18 protein-coding genes are annotated in these 16353 nt (G+C 30.3%); 4 read left to right on the top strand and 14 right to left on the bottom strand.

Annotation, left to right across the window (positions count from 1 at the left end):
* Window positions 1-71: 71 nt before the first annotated feature.
* Window positions 72-926 carry a recombination regulator RecX gene (gene recX / locus ACREWB_RS07380; RefSeq protein WP_431546820.1) on the bottom strand — a complete coding sequence of 285 codons (855 nt, stop codon included), beginning with the start codon at window positions 924-926 and terminating at the stop codon, window positions 72-74.
* A gap of 2 nt (window positions 927-928) precedes the next feature.
* Window positions 929-2179 carry a M16 family metallopeptidase gene (locus ACREWB_RS07375; protein WP_431546819.1) on the bottom strand — a complete coding sequence of 417 codons (1251 nt, stop codon included), beginning with the start codon at window positions 2177-2179 and terminating at the stop codon, window positions 929-931.
* A 411-nt stretch (window positions 2180-2590) separates the two neighbouring features.
* On the opposite strand from ACREWB_RS07375, the gene ACREWB_RS07370 reads away from it, so the two are divergent.
* On the top strand, window positions 2591-3115 hold the full coding sequence (locus ACREWB_RS07370; protein ID WP_431546818.1) for a QueT transporter family protein: 525 nt from the start codon (window positions 2591-2593) through the stop codon (window positions 3113-3115).
* A 109-nt stretch (window positions 3116-3224) separates the two neighbouring features.
* Window positions 3225-4808, top strand: coding sequence for a DEAD/DEAH box helicase (locus ACREWB_RS07365; protein ID WP_431546817.1), 1584 nt, complete (start codon window positions 3225-3227; stop codon window positions 4806-4808).
* Window positions 4809-4879: 71 nt separating this feature from the next.
* Here ACREWB_RS07365 and ACREWB_RS07360 read toward each other — a convergent pair whose 3' ends face one another.
* The 8 genes from ACREWB_RS07360 to ACREWB_RS07325 form a co-directional block, all read right to left on the bottom strand.
* On the bottom strand, window positions 4880-5590 hold the full coding sequence (locus tag ACREWB_RS07360) for an MgtC/SapB family protein (protein ID WP_431546816.1): 711 nt from the start codon (window positions 5588-5590) through the stop codon (window positions 4880-4882).
* Between the two features lie 33 nt (window positions 5591-5623).
* Window positions 5624-6112, bottom strand: coding sequence for a UPF0158 family protein (locus ACREWB_RS07355; protein WP_431546815.1), 489 nt, complete (start codon window positions 6110-6112; stop codon window positions 5624-5626).
* A gap of 70 nt (window positions 6113-6182) precedes the next feature.
* On the bottom strand, window positions 6183-6425 hold the full coding sequence (locus tag ACREWB_RS07350; protein ID WP_431546814.1) for a DUF1292 domain-containing protein: 243 nt from the start codon (window positions 6423-6425) through the stop codon (window positions 6183-6185).
* A gap of 84 nt (window positions 6426-6509) precedes the next feature.
* Complete coding sequence (locus tag ACREWB_RS07345) at window positions 6510-7499, bottom strand: biotin--[acetyl-CoA-carboxylase] ligase (RefSeq protein ID WP_431546813.1); 990 nt, start codon at window positions 7497-7499, stop codon at window positions 6510-6512.
* 26 nt (window positions 7500-7525) lie between these two features.
* On the bottom strand, window positions 7526-8395 hold the full coding sequence (locus ACREWB_RS07340; RefSeq protein ID WP_431546812.1) for a radical SAM protein: 870 nt from the start codon (window positions 8393-8395) through the stop codon (window positions 7526-7528).
* A gap of 397 nt (window positions 8396-8792) precedes the next feature.
* Window positions 8793-9422, bottom strand: a complete 630-nt coding sequence (locus tag ACREWB_RS07335) for an HD domain-containing protein (RefSeq protein ID WP_431546811.1) — start codon at window positions 9420-9422, stop codon at window positions 8793-8795.
* A gap of 129 nt (window positions 9423-9551) precedes the next feature.
* Window positions 9552-9728 (bottom strand): hypothetical protein, encoded by a 177-nt coding sequence (locus ACREWB_RS07330; RefSeq protein WP_431546810.1) that lies wholly within the window; start codon window positions 9726-9728, stop codon window positions 9552-9554.
* 42 nt (window positions 9729-9770) lie between these two features.
* Complete coding sequence (locus ACREWB_RS07325; protein ID WP_431546809.1) at window positions 9771-10007, bottom strand: DUF1292 domain-containing protein; 237 nt, start codon at window positions 10005-10007, stop codon at window positions 9771-9773.
* 194 nt (window positions 10008-10201) lie between these two features.
* Here ACREWB_RS07325 and ACREWB_RS07320 point away from each other — a divergent pair, with 194 nt between their 5' ends.
* On the top strand, window positions 10202-10384 hold the full coding sequence (locus ACREWB_RS07320; protein ID WP_431546808.1) for an ATP-binding protein: 183 nt from the start codon (window positions 10202-10204) through the stop codon (window positions 10382-10384).
* A gap of 30 nt (window positions 10385-10414) precedes the next feature.
* Here ACREWB_RS07320 and ACREWB_RS07315 read toward each other — a convergent pair whose 3' ends face one another.
* Window positions 10415-11800 carry a CCA tRNA nucleotidyltransferase gene (locus ACREWB_RS07315; protein WP_431547161.1) on the bottom strand — a complete coding sequence of 462 codons (1386 nt, stop codon included), beginning with the start codon at window positions 11798-11800 and terminating at the stop codon, window positions 10415-10417.
* Window positions 11801-11820: 20 nt separating this feature from the next.
* Entirely contained in the window at window positions 11821-12684 is an 864-nt protein-coding gene (locus ACREWB_RS07310; protein ID WP_431546807.1) for a DUF6414 family protein, read from the bottom strand.
* A gap of 196 nt (window positions 12685-12880) precedes the next feature.
* On the opposite strand from ACREWB_RS07310, the gene ACREWB_RS07305 reads away from it, so the two are divergent.
* On the top strand, window positions 12881-13216 hold the full coding sequence (locus ACREWB_RS07305) for a hypothetical protein (RefSeq protein ID WP_431546806.1): 336 nt from the start codon (window positions 12881-12883) through the stop codon (window positions 13214-13216).
* A gap of 36 nt (window positions 13217-13252) precedes the next feature.
* Here ACREWB_RS07305 and ACREWB_RS07300 read toward each other — a convergent pair whose 3' ends face one another.
* Together ACREWB_RS07300 and ptsP are read right to left on the bottom strand one after the other, a co-directional pair.
* Complete coding sequence (locus ACREWB_RS07300) at window positions 13253-14461, bottom strand: Y-family DNA polymerase (protein ID WP_431546805.1); 1209 nt, start codon at window positions 14459-14461, stop codon at window positions 13253-13255.
* A 131-nt stretch (window positions 14462-14592) separates the two neighbouring features.
* The gene (ptsP, locus tag ACREWB_RS07295; protein WP_431546804.1) at window positions 14593-16302 is read right to left on the bottom strand and encodes a phosphoenolpyruvate--protein phosphotransferase; all 1710 of its coding nucleotides are present in this window, start codon (window positions 16300-16302) and stop codon (window positions 14593-14595) included.
* Between the last annotated feature and the right edge of the window lie 51 nt (window positions 16303-16353).

Raw genomic sequence — 16353 nt, 5'->3', positions numbered from 1 at the left:
AGGCTCTTTAAACAACTCTATCACCTGCTTTCATTATTAAAACATTAAAATTCAACGTACTTACTACAATACTATTCGTAATCATCAACAATTAAATCTCTTAGTACATTTTTAATTTCATCCCACTTATACCCTCTTCTTAAAAGATAATCTCCCAGCTTTTTATATATCTTTATTTTTGGCGAATCTGACTTAATTAGTATGCTATATCTTTTGCTAGCTAATTCATGTAATTTGTAGTATTTTTCTTCATAAGTATCCTCTGAGGTCACCTTACCACACGGCTCCTCGCTATTGTAATTTTTAATGACGCTATTTAAAACATCATTTATTATTTCAAAATCAAATCCATTTCGAACTAAATAGTCTGCAGTTTTTTTATAAAGCTTTCTTATATCCTTTTCACTCTTAAATAATACTGCAATTTTTTTTTCGCCTAATCTAAGTGCTACTGCACGTTGCTGCTCACTAGTTATTGTATTAAGCCCTTCCTCAATTAACTCTTGTGGTAGACCTTTTTTAATTAGTGTGAATTTAATTTTATTTTTGCCACTGGACCTGACTTTTTCTTTTATAAAAAGTTCTACGAACCTCTTATCATCTATAAAGTCATACTCCTTTAAAAAGACCAATACTCTATCTATGGTCACAGCATCAAAATCTTTTAATGTTAATTTATCAATTACTTGTTTAGCTGACTTAAAGCTACTTTCTAAAAAATGAAGTGCAGAGTTTTTAGCCTTTATATAATTATCTTCTTTAACTATGTGTTCTAGATTTTCTTTGTCAATTGTTTTGCCTTTTGTAATATTATGAATATATACAAGGCCTGCATCACAAGCAAAGGCAAATTCATCATCCATGTAAATATTAACTCTATCTTTATTCTTTTTTTGCATTTCTATTTTTGTTATAATATTACTCAATACTAACCTCTCTTTTCTGGTAAGAATACGTGGATTGTTGGCTTTTGTAATACTTTTCTTGAAATATTATATAAATCTTCACTTTTAATATTATCCATATTTTTCATATCCAAAACAAACTGATATATGTCTTCATTGTCCATAGCTTGATGAATTACATAATTACCAAGATCCGTAGAATCCTCTAAAGTTGATGCTATGGCTGTTTTTAATATCTTTTTCATAAGCGATATTGTATTTTCATCGAAAATTATTTTTTCACTTCCAATATTTTCTATAGCATTGTCGATTACACGAATTGCTTCATCTACGTTTTCTTCAGACACCGCTGTATATATATATAATGATTTAACATTATTTGAAGTATCTAAATTAGTGTAAACATCATAGGACAATCCCCGTTCTTCCCGAAGTTCTCTAAATAATACAGAATTAGAACTCTCGCCAAATTTATGGTTTAGTATTCTGAGAGCTAATTCTTCATCATTAGATAATCCATTAAAAGTATACAAGTAAAGTATGGTGCTTTGCTCTATTTCTTTTTTATATGAAATCTTTTTTATAAATTGATGATGTTCGTACATTATTTTTTTCTTTTCAAATTCTTTAAAAGCCCAACTACCAAAATACTCCTTCACCATCTTAATTATGTCATCATGTTCAAATGGAGATACAATAGATATAAAAGAATTATTAGGTAAATAGTATTTATTATAAAACCGTACAAGTTGCTCCTTTGTAATTTTTTTTATGATACTTTCATTACCAATAGTATCTTCCCTAAGTGGACTATATTTAAATGCAATCTCATTAACCTTTTTAAAACTCAAATCTTCAATGTCATCTTTACTTGTTCTAATCTCAGCTAATATAACGCCCCTTTCCTTTTCAATTTCAACATCTGGAAAGGTTGAGTTTAAAATCATGTCTCCCAAAAGCATTATTGCATTTTCTAATTCTTCGCTTAAAATTGTAGCACTATATACTGTACAGTTAAAATCAGTATATGCGTTATATTCTCCGCCTAAATTTTCTAGATCGCTGTTTAGCTTTTCATTTGTCCTACTGTTAGTGCCTTTAAAAAGCATATGCTCAATAAAGTGGGCTATTCCCTTTTCTTTTTTTTCTTCAGAAAGAGACCCTATATTAACTCCAGCATGTACTGCTGAAATTTGACTATCCTTTTTAATGGTAATAAGTTTAATTCCATTACTTAATTCCGTTTGTCTAGTATTAAAACACTCTTTAATCATCATATTCTCCTTTAACCTAAAACTATGTTGTTATAACTTTTCTAAATGATTATAACATCAAAAAATAAAAAATATACACAAATTAACTATATCACACTTTTTACTTTTTTAGACTACTTTATTGTTGAATATCATCTTTATTATTTGTACTATTTCATTCAATAAAAGTAAATATATATTCCTCTTGTATAACTTCTCTTGTACAAGCACCTATATAATGTAAAATAAGTTTAATTACATTATAGTATACCTCTCATTTTTCAGGAAATTAAAACACAATTTAATTGACAATGTAATAATATAAATATATTTGACTAATACTAAAAAATATAGTAGAATTAAGGTTCGGTCGAATACTCATAGACAGTTCGTAACCATCCTGTCTGAAAACAAAACTACGGAGGCACAAAAATGAATATTAAATTAAATGAAGGAACTACGTCTGTAAAAACAAGAAAAATTGTTTTTGCAGGAATGGTAGCTGCTATTTATGCGGCTTTAACTCTAAGCTTATCGTTTTTCAGCTTTGGAGTTATTCAATATCGTATTGCTGAAGGACTTACTATCTTACCTTACTTTGCATCCTTTTCAATCCCAGGACTAGTAATAGGTTGTATAGTTTCTAATGTCATGAGTCCAGTAGGTATTATGGATATGATTTTCGGTTCCCTTGCAACGTTTATAGCTGCAATCTCAACCTACTATATTGGTAAAAGCAAACTTAAATTCAAAAGAATACTTGCTCCATTACCGGCTGTAGTAGTCAATGCCATTATTATAGGCATACTGTTAAAGCTTTTATACGTTAAAGACATTCCCCTTTTACTTTGTATATTACAAGTTGGATGGGGACAATTAGTCTGCTGTTATGGAATTGGATTACCTCTTATTTATGTTATTGAGAAGAACCCAATTTTGAGGAATTTTTTGAAATAATTATTAAAAAGCAATGTAATTTTGCTTTTTAGTTTAATATTCGCTATTCTGCATATACTTATTAATATGAGATGTATTTGATACTTTATGAAAAGAAAGAGGAATTTTAATGACTAAAACTGAAACTGTAAAAAAGAAATTTGAAGAACTAGGACTAAACGAGTCTGTATTACATGCTATACAAGATTTGAAATTTGAACACCCATCTGACATACAAGAAAAAGCTATTCCAGTTGTATTAGACGGTTTTGATATTATAGGGCAAGCACAAACAGGAACTGGTAAAACATTAGCCTTTGGTGCACCTATTTTAAGCAGAATGGAAAAAGGCAATGGAAAAATCCAAGCAATAATAATGTCTCCAACAAGAGAACTTGCTGTTCAAGTTTCTGAAGAACTTCAACGTATTGCAAAACATGAAAGAATTAAGATATTACCAATATATGGCGGTCAATCTATTGACAGACAAATATCTGCTTTAAAAAGAGGCGTAGATATTGTTGTTGGAACCCCTGGAAGACTTCTCGACCATATTAGAAAAGGTACTTTAAAACTCGCAAATGCTAAGTTTCTTGTTTTAGATGAAGCAGACGAAATGTTAAACATGGGCTTTATAGAAGATATAGAAAGTATTATAAGTAACTTAAGCGAAGATAGACAGACTTTACTTTTCTCAGCCACTATGCCAAGGGCTATTAAAATATTGTCGAAAAAATATATGAGACCTGATACAAAGATTATTGCAATTGAAAAGAAATCTATGACTGTTTCTAAAACTAAACAATATTATTACGAAGTAAATTCAAAAAATAAATTTGAATCATTATGTAGAATACTTGATGTTGATGCTCCTAAAACTTGCATATTATTCTGTAAAACTAAAAAAGGTGTAGATGAGTTAGTAGAAAAATTACAACCTAGAGGTTATACAGTAGATGGTATGCATGGAGATATGAAACAAAGCCAAAGAATGAACACTCTCAAGAAATTCAAAGATGGTAATCTAAATTTCTTAATTGCAACAGATGTAGCAGCAAGAGGTATCGATGTTGATGATATTACTCATGTAATAAACTATGATTTACCACAAGATACAGAAAGCTACGTACATAGAATTGGAAGAACAGGAAGAGCTGGTAAAGAAGGAATAGCTTATAGTCTTATTACAAGAAGAGAAGCATCTGCTATAAGACAAATTGAACGTGACACTAAAAGCGTAATAACTAAAAAAGCTGTACCTAGTATACCAGATATTTTTGCAGCTAAATCAGATACAATTTTAAAATCTATAAAATTAACATTAACAGAAAATTTATACGATAACTTTGTTCCTCTAGGTAAAACACTAACTGACGAATTTGGTGCTGAAGATGTAGCTGCTTCTCTAATCAAAATTATTTTTGATAAAGAAGTTAACTATAACTATGCAGATGATACTGTATCAACAGCAGATAACGTTAGACTGTTCCTTTCTATAGGAAGAATGGATGAAGTTATGACTAAAGATATTATAGCTTTCCTAGCTGAAACTGCTAATATTAATAAAAATGAACTTGGCCGTATTGATATTCTAGATAAATTCTCTTTTCTAGATGTTCCTGAAAACCTAGTTGATGCTATATTAAGAAAAAGCTCAGGTCAGAAATTAAATAAAAGAAAAGTTAATATTGAAGTTGCTAAATCTAGAAGATAGATTGTATTAGCTCAAAAAAGAGCCCTAATTATTAGGGCTCTTTTTGAGTTTAATTTTAACAATTCACATTTCTAATCCAATATAGTTGCTTTGTATATGTCTTCTAAAATACATAATTTTTGCACAACCTCACTGCTCCTAATATGCTTTTTCGCTAAAACTGTATACATTGTTGTGCTATAATGTAGATTTTCATCCTCATCTTCATCGTCAATTAAAAATTCTATATTTTTAACTTTTATCCCCATACCATCAAAGTATTGTTCTAATTTCTCTACCATGTTTTTCTTGTTTCCATATTGAATTTCTATTTTTATAATTTTAGTATTTTTAAAGATCTTACCTTCAATATTCTTAAGAAATACTAATACTATAAAAACACTTATAGTTGATAATACAGTTAAAGTATAATAACCAAGCCCCACTGCAAGCCCAATTGATGCCACTGTCCATATACTTGCTGCAGTAGTAAGTCCCTTTATGGATCCCTTTTCATGCATAATAGTACCTGCTCCTAAGAAACCTACTCCTGTTATAACTGACGCACCAAGCCGCCCAATATCTGCCTTTAGTGCGTTTTGGAGTTCTGGATGCAGCAGAATAATATTCACAGCATCTTGAATTGAATATAATTGTATCATCGAGGTGATTGCTGCACCTAAACATACCAGTATATGTGTTCTAAAACCAGCAGGTCTATTTTTAGATTCTCTCTCGTATCCAATTAAGCCACCAACTACAACTGCCAGCACAAGCCTAATAGCTACTTCATAAGCTAACATCTACATTCCCCCGTAAAATTTATCATATTCTATTTAATTTAAATACTTTAACTCAATGGCATTTGACTTTAGCCAGGCTATAACAAATTCGTATACACAGTTATCTTCATATTTATACCACTTATCTATTTCACTTTCCTTATCCATTAAAATATGCTTAAACCTTTTTATAGGTTCACCACTATTTAATGCTTTTTGTACTTCTACTTTTAAATCTAGATCACTGATTAAATTAGCGTATATCTTCATTTTGCCTATATAAAAATCATCATCAATAATGGGAGTTTTTATATATCTATTATCCTCATCTTCGCTAATGAGTATAGCTACACTAACAAATTCTTTTAACCAAGTATCAAATGTATCTTCTTTTAATGTTTCATTTTCTAAGGCTAAACATACTTCCGATGGTATATAAATAGCCTCACCAGTATGTGTATCTAAAAAACTTTTTCCTAAATCATCATCCACTGATGAAATTGTTTCTATAAATGCCTTCATATTAATACTTAGTAGCTTCAAAATTTCAACTCCCCACTGTAATTATATTTATAATAAAAACCAACAAACCGTGCGGTTTATTGGTTTTTATCTATTCATCAAAAGTTGATTCATATTCTTCTAATACTTTTTCAAATTCTTCTTCATCTTCTACTGCAATATATTCCTTTTTACCGTCTACCTCTTCAATTTTATAGACATATGCATCGTCTTCATCTCCTACAGGAGCTAACAGTGCATATTTATTTTCATTTAATTCAATTATTTCAACTAATTCAAATTCAACCTTTTCTCCATCTTCATCTAGCATTGTTATAATTTTATTCTCTTCCATGATCATTCTCCTTTCAAACTTATTAAAAACATTATACCTTTAATATAGCTAATATGTCTATATAAAATTATATGCCTTATTTACTTATTTACCATAACCATAAATTCCTCTAATAGAAACTTCTCCTGAAACAATATTCTCTATATTTCCCTTATTATTTTCAATAACTAATTCTCCACTATCACTTATATTTATTGCTTTAGCAATTGTTACTTGTCCTCTATTAATTAATTTAATTTCACTTCCTATAAGTATAGAATTTTCTCTGCAAATCTCTATAGTTTCCTTGATATTTCCACTTAGAACAAAATCACCATATAACTCTTCAAAATTGTTTAATACATTTGCAAGTAGTATTTTCCTATCAATACGTTTACCACTCTCTATTAAAAGAGAAGTAGCCACATTTTTTAGATCCACAGGTATATCTTCCTCTTTAAGGTTTACATTTATACCAATTCCCATAACCAAATAATTAATATGATCTATTTCTCCACTCATTTCTGTTAATATACCACATACTTTTTTACTACTAAGTACTATATCATTTGGCCACTTAATACCAGTTTTAATTCCCATTTTCATAATAGCCTTTTGAACAGCAGCTGCCCCAATTAAAGTTATTTGAGATATGTTTTTTGTAATTATATCTGGCCTAAGTATTATTGACATCCATATACCCTTATATTTAGGAGATACCCAATTCCTTCCTAACCGTCCACGACCCAATGTTTGCTCTTCACTTATTATGACTGTACCATGTTCTTGTCCGCCTTCTGCCAATTCTTTAGCCTTAGAATTTGTTGAGCCAACAGACTCGTAATAAATTATATTTTTACCTATGTACTTTGTTCTTAGAAGGCTCTCTACTTCCTCCGATGTAAGAATATCTGGAGACGAAATTATTCTATAACCCTTTCTTGAAATTGCTTCAATTTCATAGCCATCCTCTTTAATTGCATTTATGTATTTCCACACAGCAGCACGGCTAACACCTAGTTCTTCACTGATTTTTTCACCAGACACAAAATCATTTCCACTGCCTTTTAGTATTCTAAGAATTTTCCCCTTCATATGACCCACACGCCCTTTTTTTTGTTTTAAAGTCTTCTATATTCTTCTTGTTTATAACTAGACTTACCTTTAATGGCACGGTCAATATCCCTTAATAACTTATTTTTATCTCCTGGTAATGTTCCAGCTAATGCCATATAATTTGAAGCATGATTACTTCTAAATATACAATTAGTAACCTCTACATTTTTCAAAAATTCTCTTGTCTCAACCATTACTTGTTCTGGATTTAATAAATTAAAATCACACTTTTTCACATCTTCATATATGGGAGTTCCACTTTCAAGCATTAGTGTTAAAAGCCCTACATAATCAGGATTTATAGCACTTATGATCCTAGCAGATTCCATTGCATGCTCTCTACTTTTTAAGTTTCCTCCAATTCCTGAAATAAGGGTAGTAGATAACTTTATTCCACTTTCCTTAATCTTGCACCCTGCCATAATCATTTCCTGGGCAGTTACCCCCTTATTTATATTTTTTAATATATCATTACTTCCAGATTCCACACCTAGATACACAATTCCTATACCGCAATCTTTAAGTTCCCTAAGTTCATCTAAGGATTTTCTTAAAATGTCCTTTGGAGTAGCATAAATCCCTACCCGCTCGCACTGAGGAAATAATTCTTTTATTTTTAAAAGTATAGCTTTCAATTTTTCAGTTTCAAGCACTAGTGCATCTCCATCCGCTAAAAATACCTTTTTAATTATCCCACTATTTAACTTAGCCTCTTCCAAATCTTCCATAATTTCTTTTAAATCACGTACCCTAAACTTTTTATCCTTGTACATCCCACAAAAACTACACCCATTATGTGAACATCCAATAGTAACTTGTACTATAAGACTATACGCCTCACTAGGTGGTCTATATACCGTTCCTTCATATCTCAATTAAATCATCTCCACTTATCTTAATCTCCCCCATGCCTGCAAGGTCCTGGGCTTCTTTTTCTACACATGATATTTTATATTAAATACTCTATCAGTATACCACAGGATTCGAATATTTTTTATACACGCTTATAACCATCTTTTGAGCTATTAGCTTTATTACTATATTAGTATCTCTTGGAATTATAGATTTATTAATGAAAGTATATATTATGTAAAATGCATTCGAACAAGCCTTAGTAATTCTTAAATTATTTTATCTATAGCTACGTATAGAAAAACGCATGTTTGAGCGTTAGCGAGTTTGCGTTTTTTAGTAGATATCGATAAAATAATTTTTAGAATTACTTGGCGACGTGAGTGCATTTGTAATAATGAATACTTTTATTTAGTAATCCTATTTCGAAGACAATAAAATTTCGTTGCATTTTCGAACAAAAGATTTAATGTTCTCCTTCTCTTCTTTGATTTTACTGGCACTAAGTTGACCTCTTCCCAATCTATCGCACTGTGATAACAATGCAATTTCACTAATGCTTGTCTCTGATGCCATGCCCCTCACATCTCCAAAAGGTAAATCTTTTATTACAAATAATGTTTGCATATGCCACCTAACTAAAGCTGTAACTTCCTTAATAAATTCTTGGTCCTTTGTAAACACTCGAAGAAATTCTCTACAAAGCTCTGCACCTACCTTGTCATGGTCATAAGAAGTTATTTTGCCCTTACAAATTTTTGTAGTAGGTGCTTTCCCTAAATCATGTAGCAATGCACCCCACATAAAGGCTCTAGGATTTTGGCTTAGCTCTTTTACTTTGGCTGCATTATCTACCACTAGCAGTGTATGAATCCATGCACTGCCTTCTGGGTGATGCTCTGGAGATTGAGGTGTTTCTACTAAGGCTTTTAATAATGAAACTGGATATTCAGAAATAATGCTTCGACTTATCATTATTTCTTTAAAATATATAGAAGGTTTACCATCTTCCATTAGATGCTTCTCAAATTCTTCAAATATTTTTATCATAAATTAATTCCTTTCCACTTGTTATTCTTATTTATAAACTTTACACTATTATAGTATAACAAAAACAGCAGATGTTTATTATCATATTATTGATAATAAACACCTGCTGTTTTATTAAATTCTTATTAGTTATTCTGACTTAGTTCCGCCATACTCACTTTTTTTAGTTTCAAAAACACTTTCATTATATGCACTTTCTTCAATAGTTTGAATTAATTGATTTTTAGAATGTGGGTTTTGGGTCTTTGTGTCCTTATTAATATAATTACGTAGATTTTCCTTACTAGCTTGTTCACGATTCTTCATATAAAAAGCCTCCTAACTATATATTGCTTATAAATATACAAATTATTTTTGATGCTTGTTATATTCGTCTAATACCTTTTTAAATTCTGGTCCCACTCCTACAGACGAGTATTCTGTTTCGCCGCCCTTTACAACTGACTTATACGCATATGCCTCATCAGAATCCTTGGGACCAACTATCACATATTCCCTTCCATCCACTTTAACAGCATCAATCAACTCTAAAACTACATTCTTGCCAAATTCATTTACTACTGTAATTGTTTCAATTGCTTTCATGTAAATACCTCCTTTCACTTTTCACGTCCTTTATTATTTTGCACCTAAGTGGAGGTTTTATACTAAATTTTTATAACACCTCAGAATTTTTTTTCCTTTTAGATAAAAATGTAACATCACCCACAAATATTGTCGTAAAGTGTTTTCTGAATTATTAAAAAGTATATTAAATAATTTAAAATTCTATTGAAAAAATGAAAATAGGTATATCTTATGCTAGAAATCCGTTTTTAGTTAAATACATGGAAAATATGAGGTATATTGACCAGCTTGGAAGAGGAATTCCTATGATTCTAAAAACCATGAAAAATAAAGGAAGTAAAGAACCTCTACTTGAGGAAATAGGAGAAGCATTTATTCTTACTATTTTTAAATAGTAAATTAAAAAATAAACAATCACACTAAACTTAGTGTAATTGTTTATTTTTTATATATTCATCATGAATTATAACTAAAAGTTGTTCCTTACTATTTAATTCTGGATTTTCTAATGTTTTTTCTAGAAGAAATTTAAGCATCTTTCCTATTTCTTGCCCTTTCTTAAGTGAAAATTCTACCATTAAATCACTACCATTTACTGCAAGTTCACTTATAGACAGTGGAACTTTAGATTCTAAAATAGACCTTGTTTTTTCTTCCATTATATCAATCTGTTCTAAACGAATTTCAGGAGAACGTGAGCCTAATGCATCTGCTCTTTGCAATACAAATAGGTCAAATATTAAATTCACAGACACTCTATTAATAAGACGTTTTACAGAAGTAGTTGTTGGTTTTTCAAGTACATTCATATGTTCCTTTACTAAAATGCTAATTTTATCTATACTATCATTATCGAATTTAAATCTTTTTAAAATTTGCTGGGCCAATATAACCCCTCTTTTATCATGACCATAAAAATGACCTACACCACCCTCATCAATAGTAAAACAATCTGGTTTACCTATGTCATGTAGCAACGCTGCCACTCTCAAATTAAGCTCAAATGGACAGTTTTCCACAACTGCTAAAGTATGTTTAAATATATCTTTGTCATGGTGAGGATTTAGCTGATTAAATCCTACAGCCTTTTGAAGTTCTGGTAGTATAAGCCCTAATAGCTTAGTTTCCTCAAGTAATCTTAAAGCTTTTGTAGCATTATTAGATACTAACATTTTACATAGTTCATCTCTAATTCTTTCACCACTTATATTTAATATAAGGTTGCAATTTACTTTTATAGCGTCAAGTGTTTTTTCTTCTATGTGAAACTCTAACCTTGCTGCAAAACGAATTGCTCTAAGCATTCTTAGTGCATCTTCTTGAAACCTTTTATTAGGTTCTCCTACAGCTCTAATTATTTTTTCTTCTAAATCTTCTAACCCACCAAAATAATCTATAACACCATGTTCCGCATTTAAAGCTAGTGCATTTATAGTAAAATCACGTCTAGCTAAATCCTCTTTTAAATTTGATACAAAGGTAACAGCTTCCGGTCTTCTATTATCCATATACTCGCCATCTATTCTATATGTCGTAACCTCATACCCCTCACCACTGATCATAACAGTAACTGTACCGTGTTTTATACCAGTAGGTATAGTCTTTAGGAATAGTCTAATAATTTCCTCTGGCAGGGCGCTGGTAGCTATATCATAGTCTTTAGGCACAGATATCCCCATTATAAAATCGCGTACACACCCTCCTACTATGTAGGACTCATATCCACTATTTTTTAAAGTATCTAAAATTATTTTTACATCCTTAGGTATAACCATAGATGTTTCAGATATTGTGCTATTTTTATTCATTATAATCACCCTTTATATAAATTTTAAATATACATTGCTATAGGTATAATTTCAATGATAGGTTCATTAATTTCTATTTCATTTGTTTTATAATCTCTAATTAAATTTGTATTTTTCAAAAATCTATTCTTAAATTCTTGAAAATACTCCTCATTTAGATAATCGAAGTATGTGCCACTAAGCAAACTATTGCTGTTATTTTCATTTTCCTTTGAAATTCTTACCACTTTACCAAGCACAGTAATACTTGCACCTTCAATGTAATCTAAATTATCCGCCATATATTTTATTTCTAAGGGTACTATAACCTTTGTATTTCTAGTACCTATACTACTGCTAATGTATTTTATACATTTTTCTTTTTTACAATTTCCCATATCATCCTTAAGAATTTTCATAACTTGTCTCTTAACTATATCTTCTTCACTTCCATTACCCTTCTCTCCATTTGCAGGTGAAAAGGCTAACTGCATTTCCATAATCCTAATTATATCTTCTATATATTCAATAACTGGATTTTTATATAATTTAATAGTAAACTGTACAAAATCAAATTCTTTTATATTCTTTACATCATTCTCATTATTTATAATCTTCAACATACTTTGATTATTAAGTATATTTTTTAATCTGGATAGTATTGTTATTACAATTGAAACTCTTTCTTCGATTCTTTGAGATGAAAATTCATTTAGAACTTGAACATTTAAATCTCCTTGCCTTATTTTACCACAAGTAAGTTCGTATAAGGGCGTATTGGTAGTAACTGTCAACATCTTTCTAACACTTTCACTTTTAATTTCTGCAAACTCCTCTATCACAATAGTATATAAATTATTTATCATATTCTCATTAAAATATAATGGTATCAGCGCTCTATTGTCCATGATTCTTAGGCCTCCATAAAAATAGTACTTCTTACCTAGTTTACATTGCTTTATTATAATATAGAACAATACTTAGCAGCAAATTTGGTTATTTTTATAACTTTTTGTAAATTAACCTCATAGAGGTTGATTTTCCTATTGATATTCTGTTAATATATTAACATATACTATAAAATTTTCGAGGGGGAAAAAAATTATGGAACAAAGAACTTTCTTACGTAAACTAGGTGTGCCTGAGAATATTATATCAAATGTTCTTATTCTAAACACAAGAGACACTTATTATTGGTCCGTAGAAGCAGATGGTAATACACTTACAACTTATTGCGCTAGAAATAAGAATGATATTTACGATGGCGCTGATGAAACATTAAATGAAAAGATAATCACTGATAAAAGTTTATTTTTCAGAAACAAGGAAATTGATTATAGTTTAATTGTTGAAGAGTATGTAAAAACTGCTGGAGATAATCATAAGGCATATGTAATAACTTCATTAAAAGATGACTTTTGCGTGTATGAAAAACTATAAATTTAAAGTTTTTACATAAAATAACTAGCAAAATTGCTAGTTATTTTTTTTTAGAAATACTGATTTCATAATTATATTTTTACCATACCTTCCTCTTAGACTATCCATAGTTTTGTCTAAATCTCTTTGCTTTTCATAATTACCGTTATCCATATCAAAAATTGATATTTGTTTAAAATTATCCATGCACAAATTATTTAACGAAACGCCTAGTAATCTTATGGGCTCACCTTTCCATAATACATCAAAGATATTTTTTACTGTTTTTAATATTTCTTCTGTAGAATCAGTGGCATTTTTTAAAGTCTTACTGGCTGAATAATTAATAAATTCGTGATTTTTTATAGTTACAGAAATACAGTAACAGCATTTCTTTATATCCCTTAGCCTTGTAGATGTATGATCTACCAATGATAATAGTACTATATAAGCCTCATTTTTGCTTTCAATATCCTCACTTAATGTAGTGGAATTGCTTATTCCCTTCAGCTCATATTTGTTCCATTTCACTTCTGAGCTATCTATACCATTGGCGTATTGCCACATGACACGTCCGCTACTTTTAAAGTGATATTTTAATATTTCCACATCGTACCTTGCTAAATCACCTATAGTAAATATATTCAAATTATTAAGCCTAGGAACAGTTTTCTTGCCAACCATGAAAAGCTCTGAAACATTCAATTGCCATAATTTTTTTTGGATTTCATTTTTAAAAAGTGTATGTATTTTATCGGGCTTTTCAAAATCTGAAGCCATCTTAGCTAAAAGCTTAACATCTGAAATCCCAATATTCACCGTAAATCCTAGTTCTGTACTTATCCTATTTTTAATATCCTCAGCTATCCACTGCGCAGCTTCTTTTGATGTATTATAGCTTGTCATATCTAAAAAACACTCATCTATAGAAAATTTCTCCACATATGGTGTATAATCTGTAAAAATTTCTTGCATAGCTCTACTACAACTTTCATACAAATTAAAGTCAGGCGCTACCACTACAAGGTTGGCGCATTTTTTCCTTGCAGTAAATAAGCTTTCTCCTGTTACTATTCCAGCTTTTTTCGCTGTCATAGATTTCGCTAAAACTACCCCACGCCTTGACTCTTCGTCTCCTCCTATTACAGATGCTATATCTCTTAGATCGATGACCTGGCCCTTCAAAAGTTTATCTACAGCGCTCCAAGACAGGAATGCAGAATTAACATCTATATGAAATATAAGTTTCTCCTTTATTTCTACCATATCATCTCATCCTTTATCTAAATCAAATTTTATATTACTAATATATTATATATAATTTTAGCACAAAAAAGCAACCTATCCACAATTTAAGAATAGGTTACTTTTTATTATAATATTTAGTTAATATTATCTTATGCTTTAATATCAACCTTTAAAAATTCTTTTATTTTGTCTGAATCTCCAAAAGATAATACTGGCTTTGATAGTTTTATGCACTCTTCATAATTCGCCTCTGTAACAGTTCTACGTGCTCTTAGTATTGAAGAAGCGCTCATACTGAATTCATCTAAACCAAACCCAAGTAGTACTGGAATGAGTTCTGTAATTCCTGCCATTTCTCCACACATACCTACCATTATCCCTGCCTTATGTCCATTATCTATTACAGTTTTAATAAGTCTTAAAACTCCTGGATGATAGAAATCATATAAATATGCTATTTTTTCATTCATTCTATCCACAGCTAATGTATACTGAATTAAATCATTTGTACCTATACTAAAGAAATCCACTTCTTTAGCTAACACATCTGACATTACTGCCGCTGAAGGTATTTCTATCATAATGCCCACTTGGACGTTATCATCGAATGCTACGTTCTCTGCTTTAAGCTCATCTTTACAATCCTGTAATATCTTTTTAGCCATTTTAAGTTCTTGTAGACTTGATATCATAGGAAACATAATTTTAAGTGTTCCAAATTTAGAAGCCCTTAATAAGGCTCTTAATTGTGTTATAAATATGTCGGTTCTATCCAGGCATATTCTTATAGCCCTGTAACCTAGGAAAGGATTCATTTCTTCATCCAATGGTAGATAGTTCAACTTCTTATCTCCACCAATATCTAAGGTTCTTATAATAACTGGTTTTTCACCCATTTTTTCAAGTACTGACTTATATGTATCAAATTGTTCTTCTTCAGTCGGAAGTGCATCTTTAGACATATATAAAAACTCTGTTCTGAATAATCCTATAGCTTCTGCACCATTTTTCAAAACATTTTCTACGTCTTCCACAGATCCTATATTTGCTGCAAGCTCTACTGTTTTACCATCTAAAGTAGTAGATTCCATTGAAACATATTTAAGTAATTGACTTTTTAATTCAATAAATTCTTCTCTTTTAGCTTTGTACTCATTTAAAGCTTTCTCATCTGGATTTACAATAACTATCCCCTGTTCTCCATCTAAAATAATTAAATCCCCATCTTTGATTTTCTGCAAACCACTACCTGCTCCTACAACTGCAGGTAATTCTAAAGAACGAGCAATAATAGCAGTGTGAGAAGTTTTTCCTCCTATTTCAGTTATAAAACCCAAAACTTTAGATTTATTAATCTGTGCTGTATCTGATGGTGTAAGATCCTTGGCAATTATTATACACTCTTCCTGTATTTCAGCAATTGAAGCTACTTTTATTCCTAGTAATATATTTAATACTCTTTTACTTACATCTTTTATATCCGCTGCCCTCTCAGTCATATATTTATTTTCCATGGCTTCAAATATAGCTGCAGTTTCATCCCTTACTGTTTGTAGCGAATATTCAGCATTAAATTTTTCTTCAGTAATTTTATTTTGAATAGCACCTATGAATTCTGGATCAGAAAGCATCATTAAATGTGCTTCAAATATCTCTGCTTTCTCGCTTCCTAGGTTTTCTTTTATATCTTCGGTTATTTTTTCTAGCTGAGTTATTGCTTCTTGCAGAGCATTATTAAATCTACTTAGCTCAAACTCTATATCGTCAACCTTACAACTTTTTATTTCTACGGATTCTTCTTTAATAACTAAAGCTGTACCTATAGCAATTCCAAAAGACGCACCTATTGCTTTTAACATACTGAAACCTCCTAGTAACCCTTCTTTTTAAGAAAATAATTATTAACTTCT

The organism is Clostridium sp. (genome assembly GCF_050717635.1).
Classification (GTDB): Bacteria; Bacillota; Clostridia; order Clostridiales; family Clostridiaceae; genus Clostridium_AD.
Note: the sequence above shows the minus strand (reverse complement) of the source record. Positions and strands in the feature narration are given on the sequence as shown.

Bases quoted from the DNA above. Each gene is read 5' to 3' on its own strand.
- ACREWB_RS07375 (WP_431546819.1), bottom strand. From the start codon at position 2,179: ATGATTAAAGAGTGTTTTAATACTAGACAAACGGAATTAAGTAATGGA.
- ACREWB_RS07370 (WP_431546818.1), top strand. From the start codon at position 2,591: ATGAATATTAAATTAAATGAAGGAACTACGTCTGTAAAAACAAGAAAA.
- ACREWB_RS07365 (WP_431546817.1), top strand. From the start codon at position 3,225: ATGACTAAAACTGAAACTGTAAAAAAGAAATTTGAAGAACTAGGACTA.
- ACREWB_RS07360 (WP_431546816.1), bottom strand. From the start codon at position 5,590: ATGTTAGCTTATGAAGTAGCTATTAGGCTTGTGCTGGCAGTTGTAGTT.
- ACREWB_RS07350 (WP_431546814.1), bottom strand. From the start codon at position 6,425: ATGGAAGAGAATAAAATTATAACAATGCTAGATGAAGATGGAGAAAAG.
- ACREWB_RS07345 (WP_431546813.1), bottom strand. From the start codon at position 7,499: ATGAAGGGGAAAATTCTTAGAATACTAAAAGGCAGTGGAAATGATTTT.
- ACREWB_RS07335 (WP_431546811.1), bottom strand. From the start codon at position 9,422: ATGATAAAAATATTTGAAGAATTTGAGAAGCATCTAATGGAAGATGGT.
- ACREWB_RS07330 (WP_431546810.1), bottom strand. From the start codon at position 9,728: ATGAAGAATCGTGAACAAGCTAGTAAGGAAAATCTACGTAATTATATT.
- ACREWB_RS07325 (WP_431546809.1), bottom strand. From the start codon at position 10,007: ATGAAAGCAATTGAAACAATTACAGTAGTAAATGAATTTGGCAAGAAT.
- ACREWB_RS07320 (WP_431546808.1), top strand. From the start codon at position 10,202: ATGAAAATAGGTATATCTTATGCTAGAAATCCGTTTTTAGTTAAATAC.
- ACREWB_RS07310 (WP_431546807.1), bottom strand. From the start codon at position 12,684: ATGGACAATAGAGCGCTGATACCATTATATTTTAATGAGAATATGATA.
- ACREWB_RS07305 (WP_431546806.1), top strand. From the start codon at position 12,881: ATGGAACAAAGAACTTTCTTACGTAAACTAGGTGTGCCTGAGAATATT.
- ACREWB_RS07300 (WP_431546805.1), bottom strand. From the start codon at position 14,461: ATGGTAGAAATAAAGGAGAAACTTATATTTCATATAGATGTTAATTCT.
- ptsP (WP_431546804.1), bottom strand. From the start codon at position 16,302: ATGTTAAAAGCAATAGGTGCGTCTTTTGGAATTGCTATAGGTACAGCT.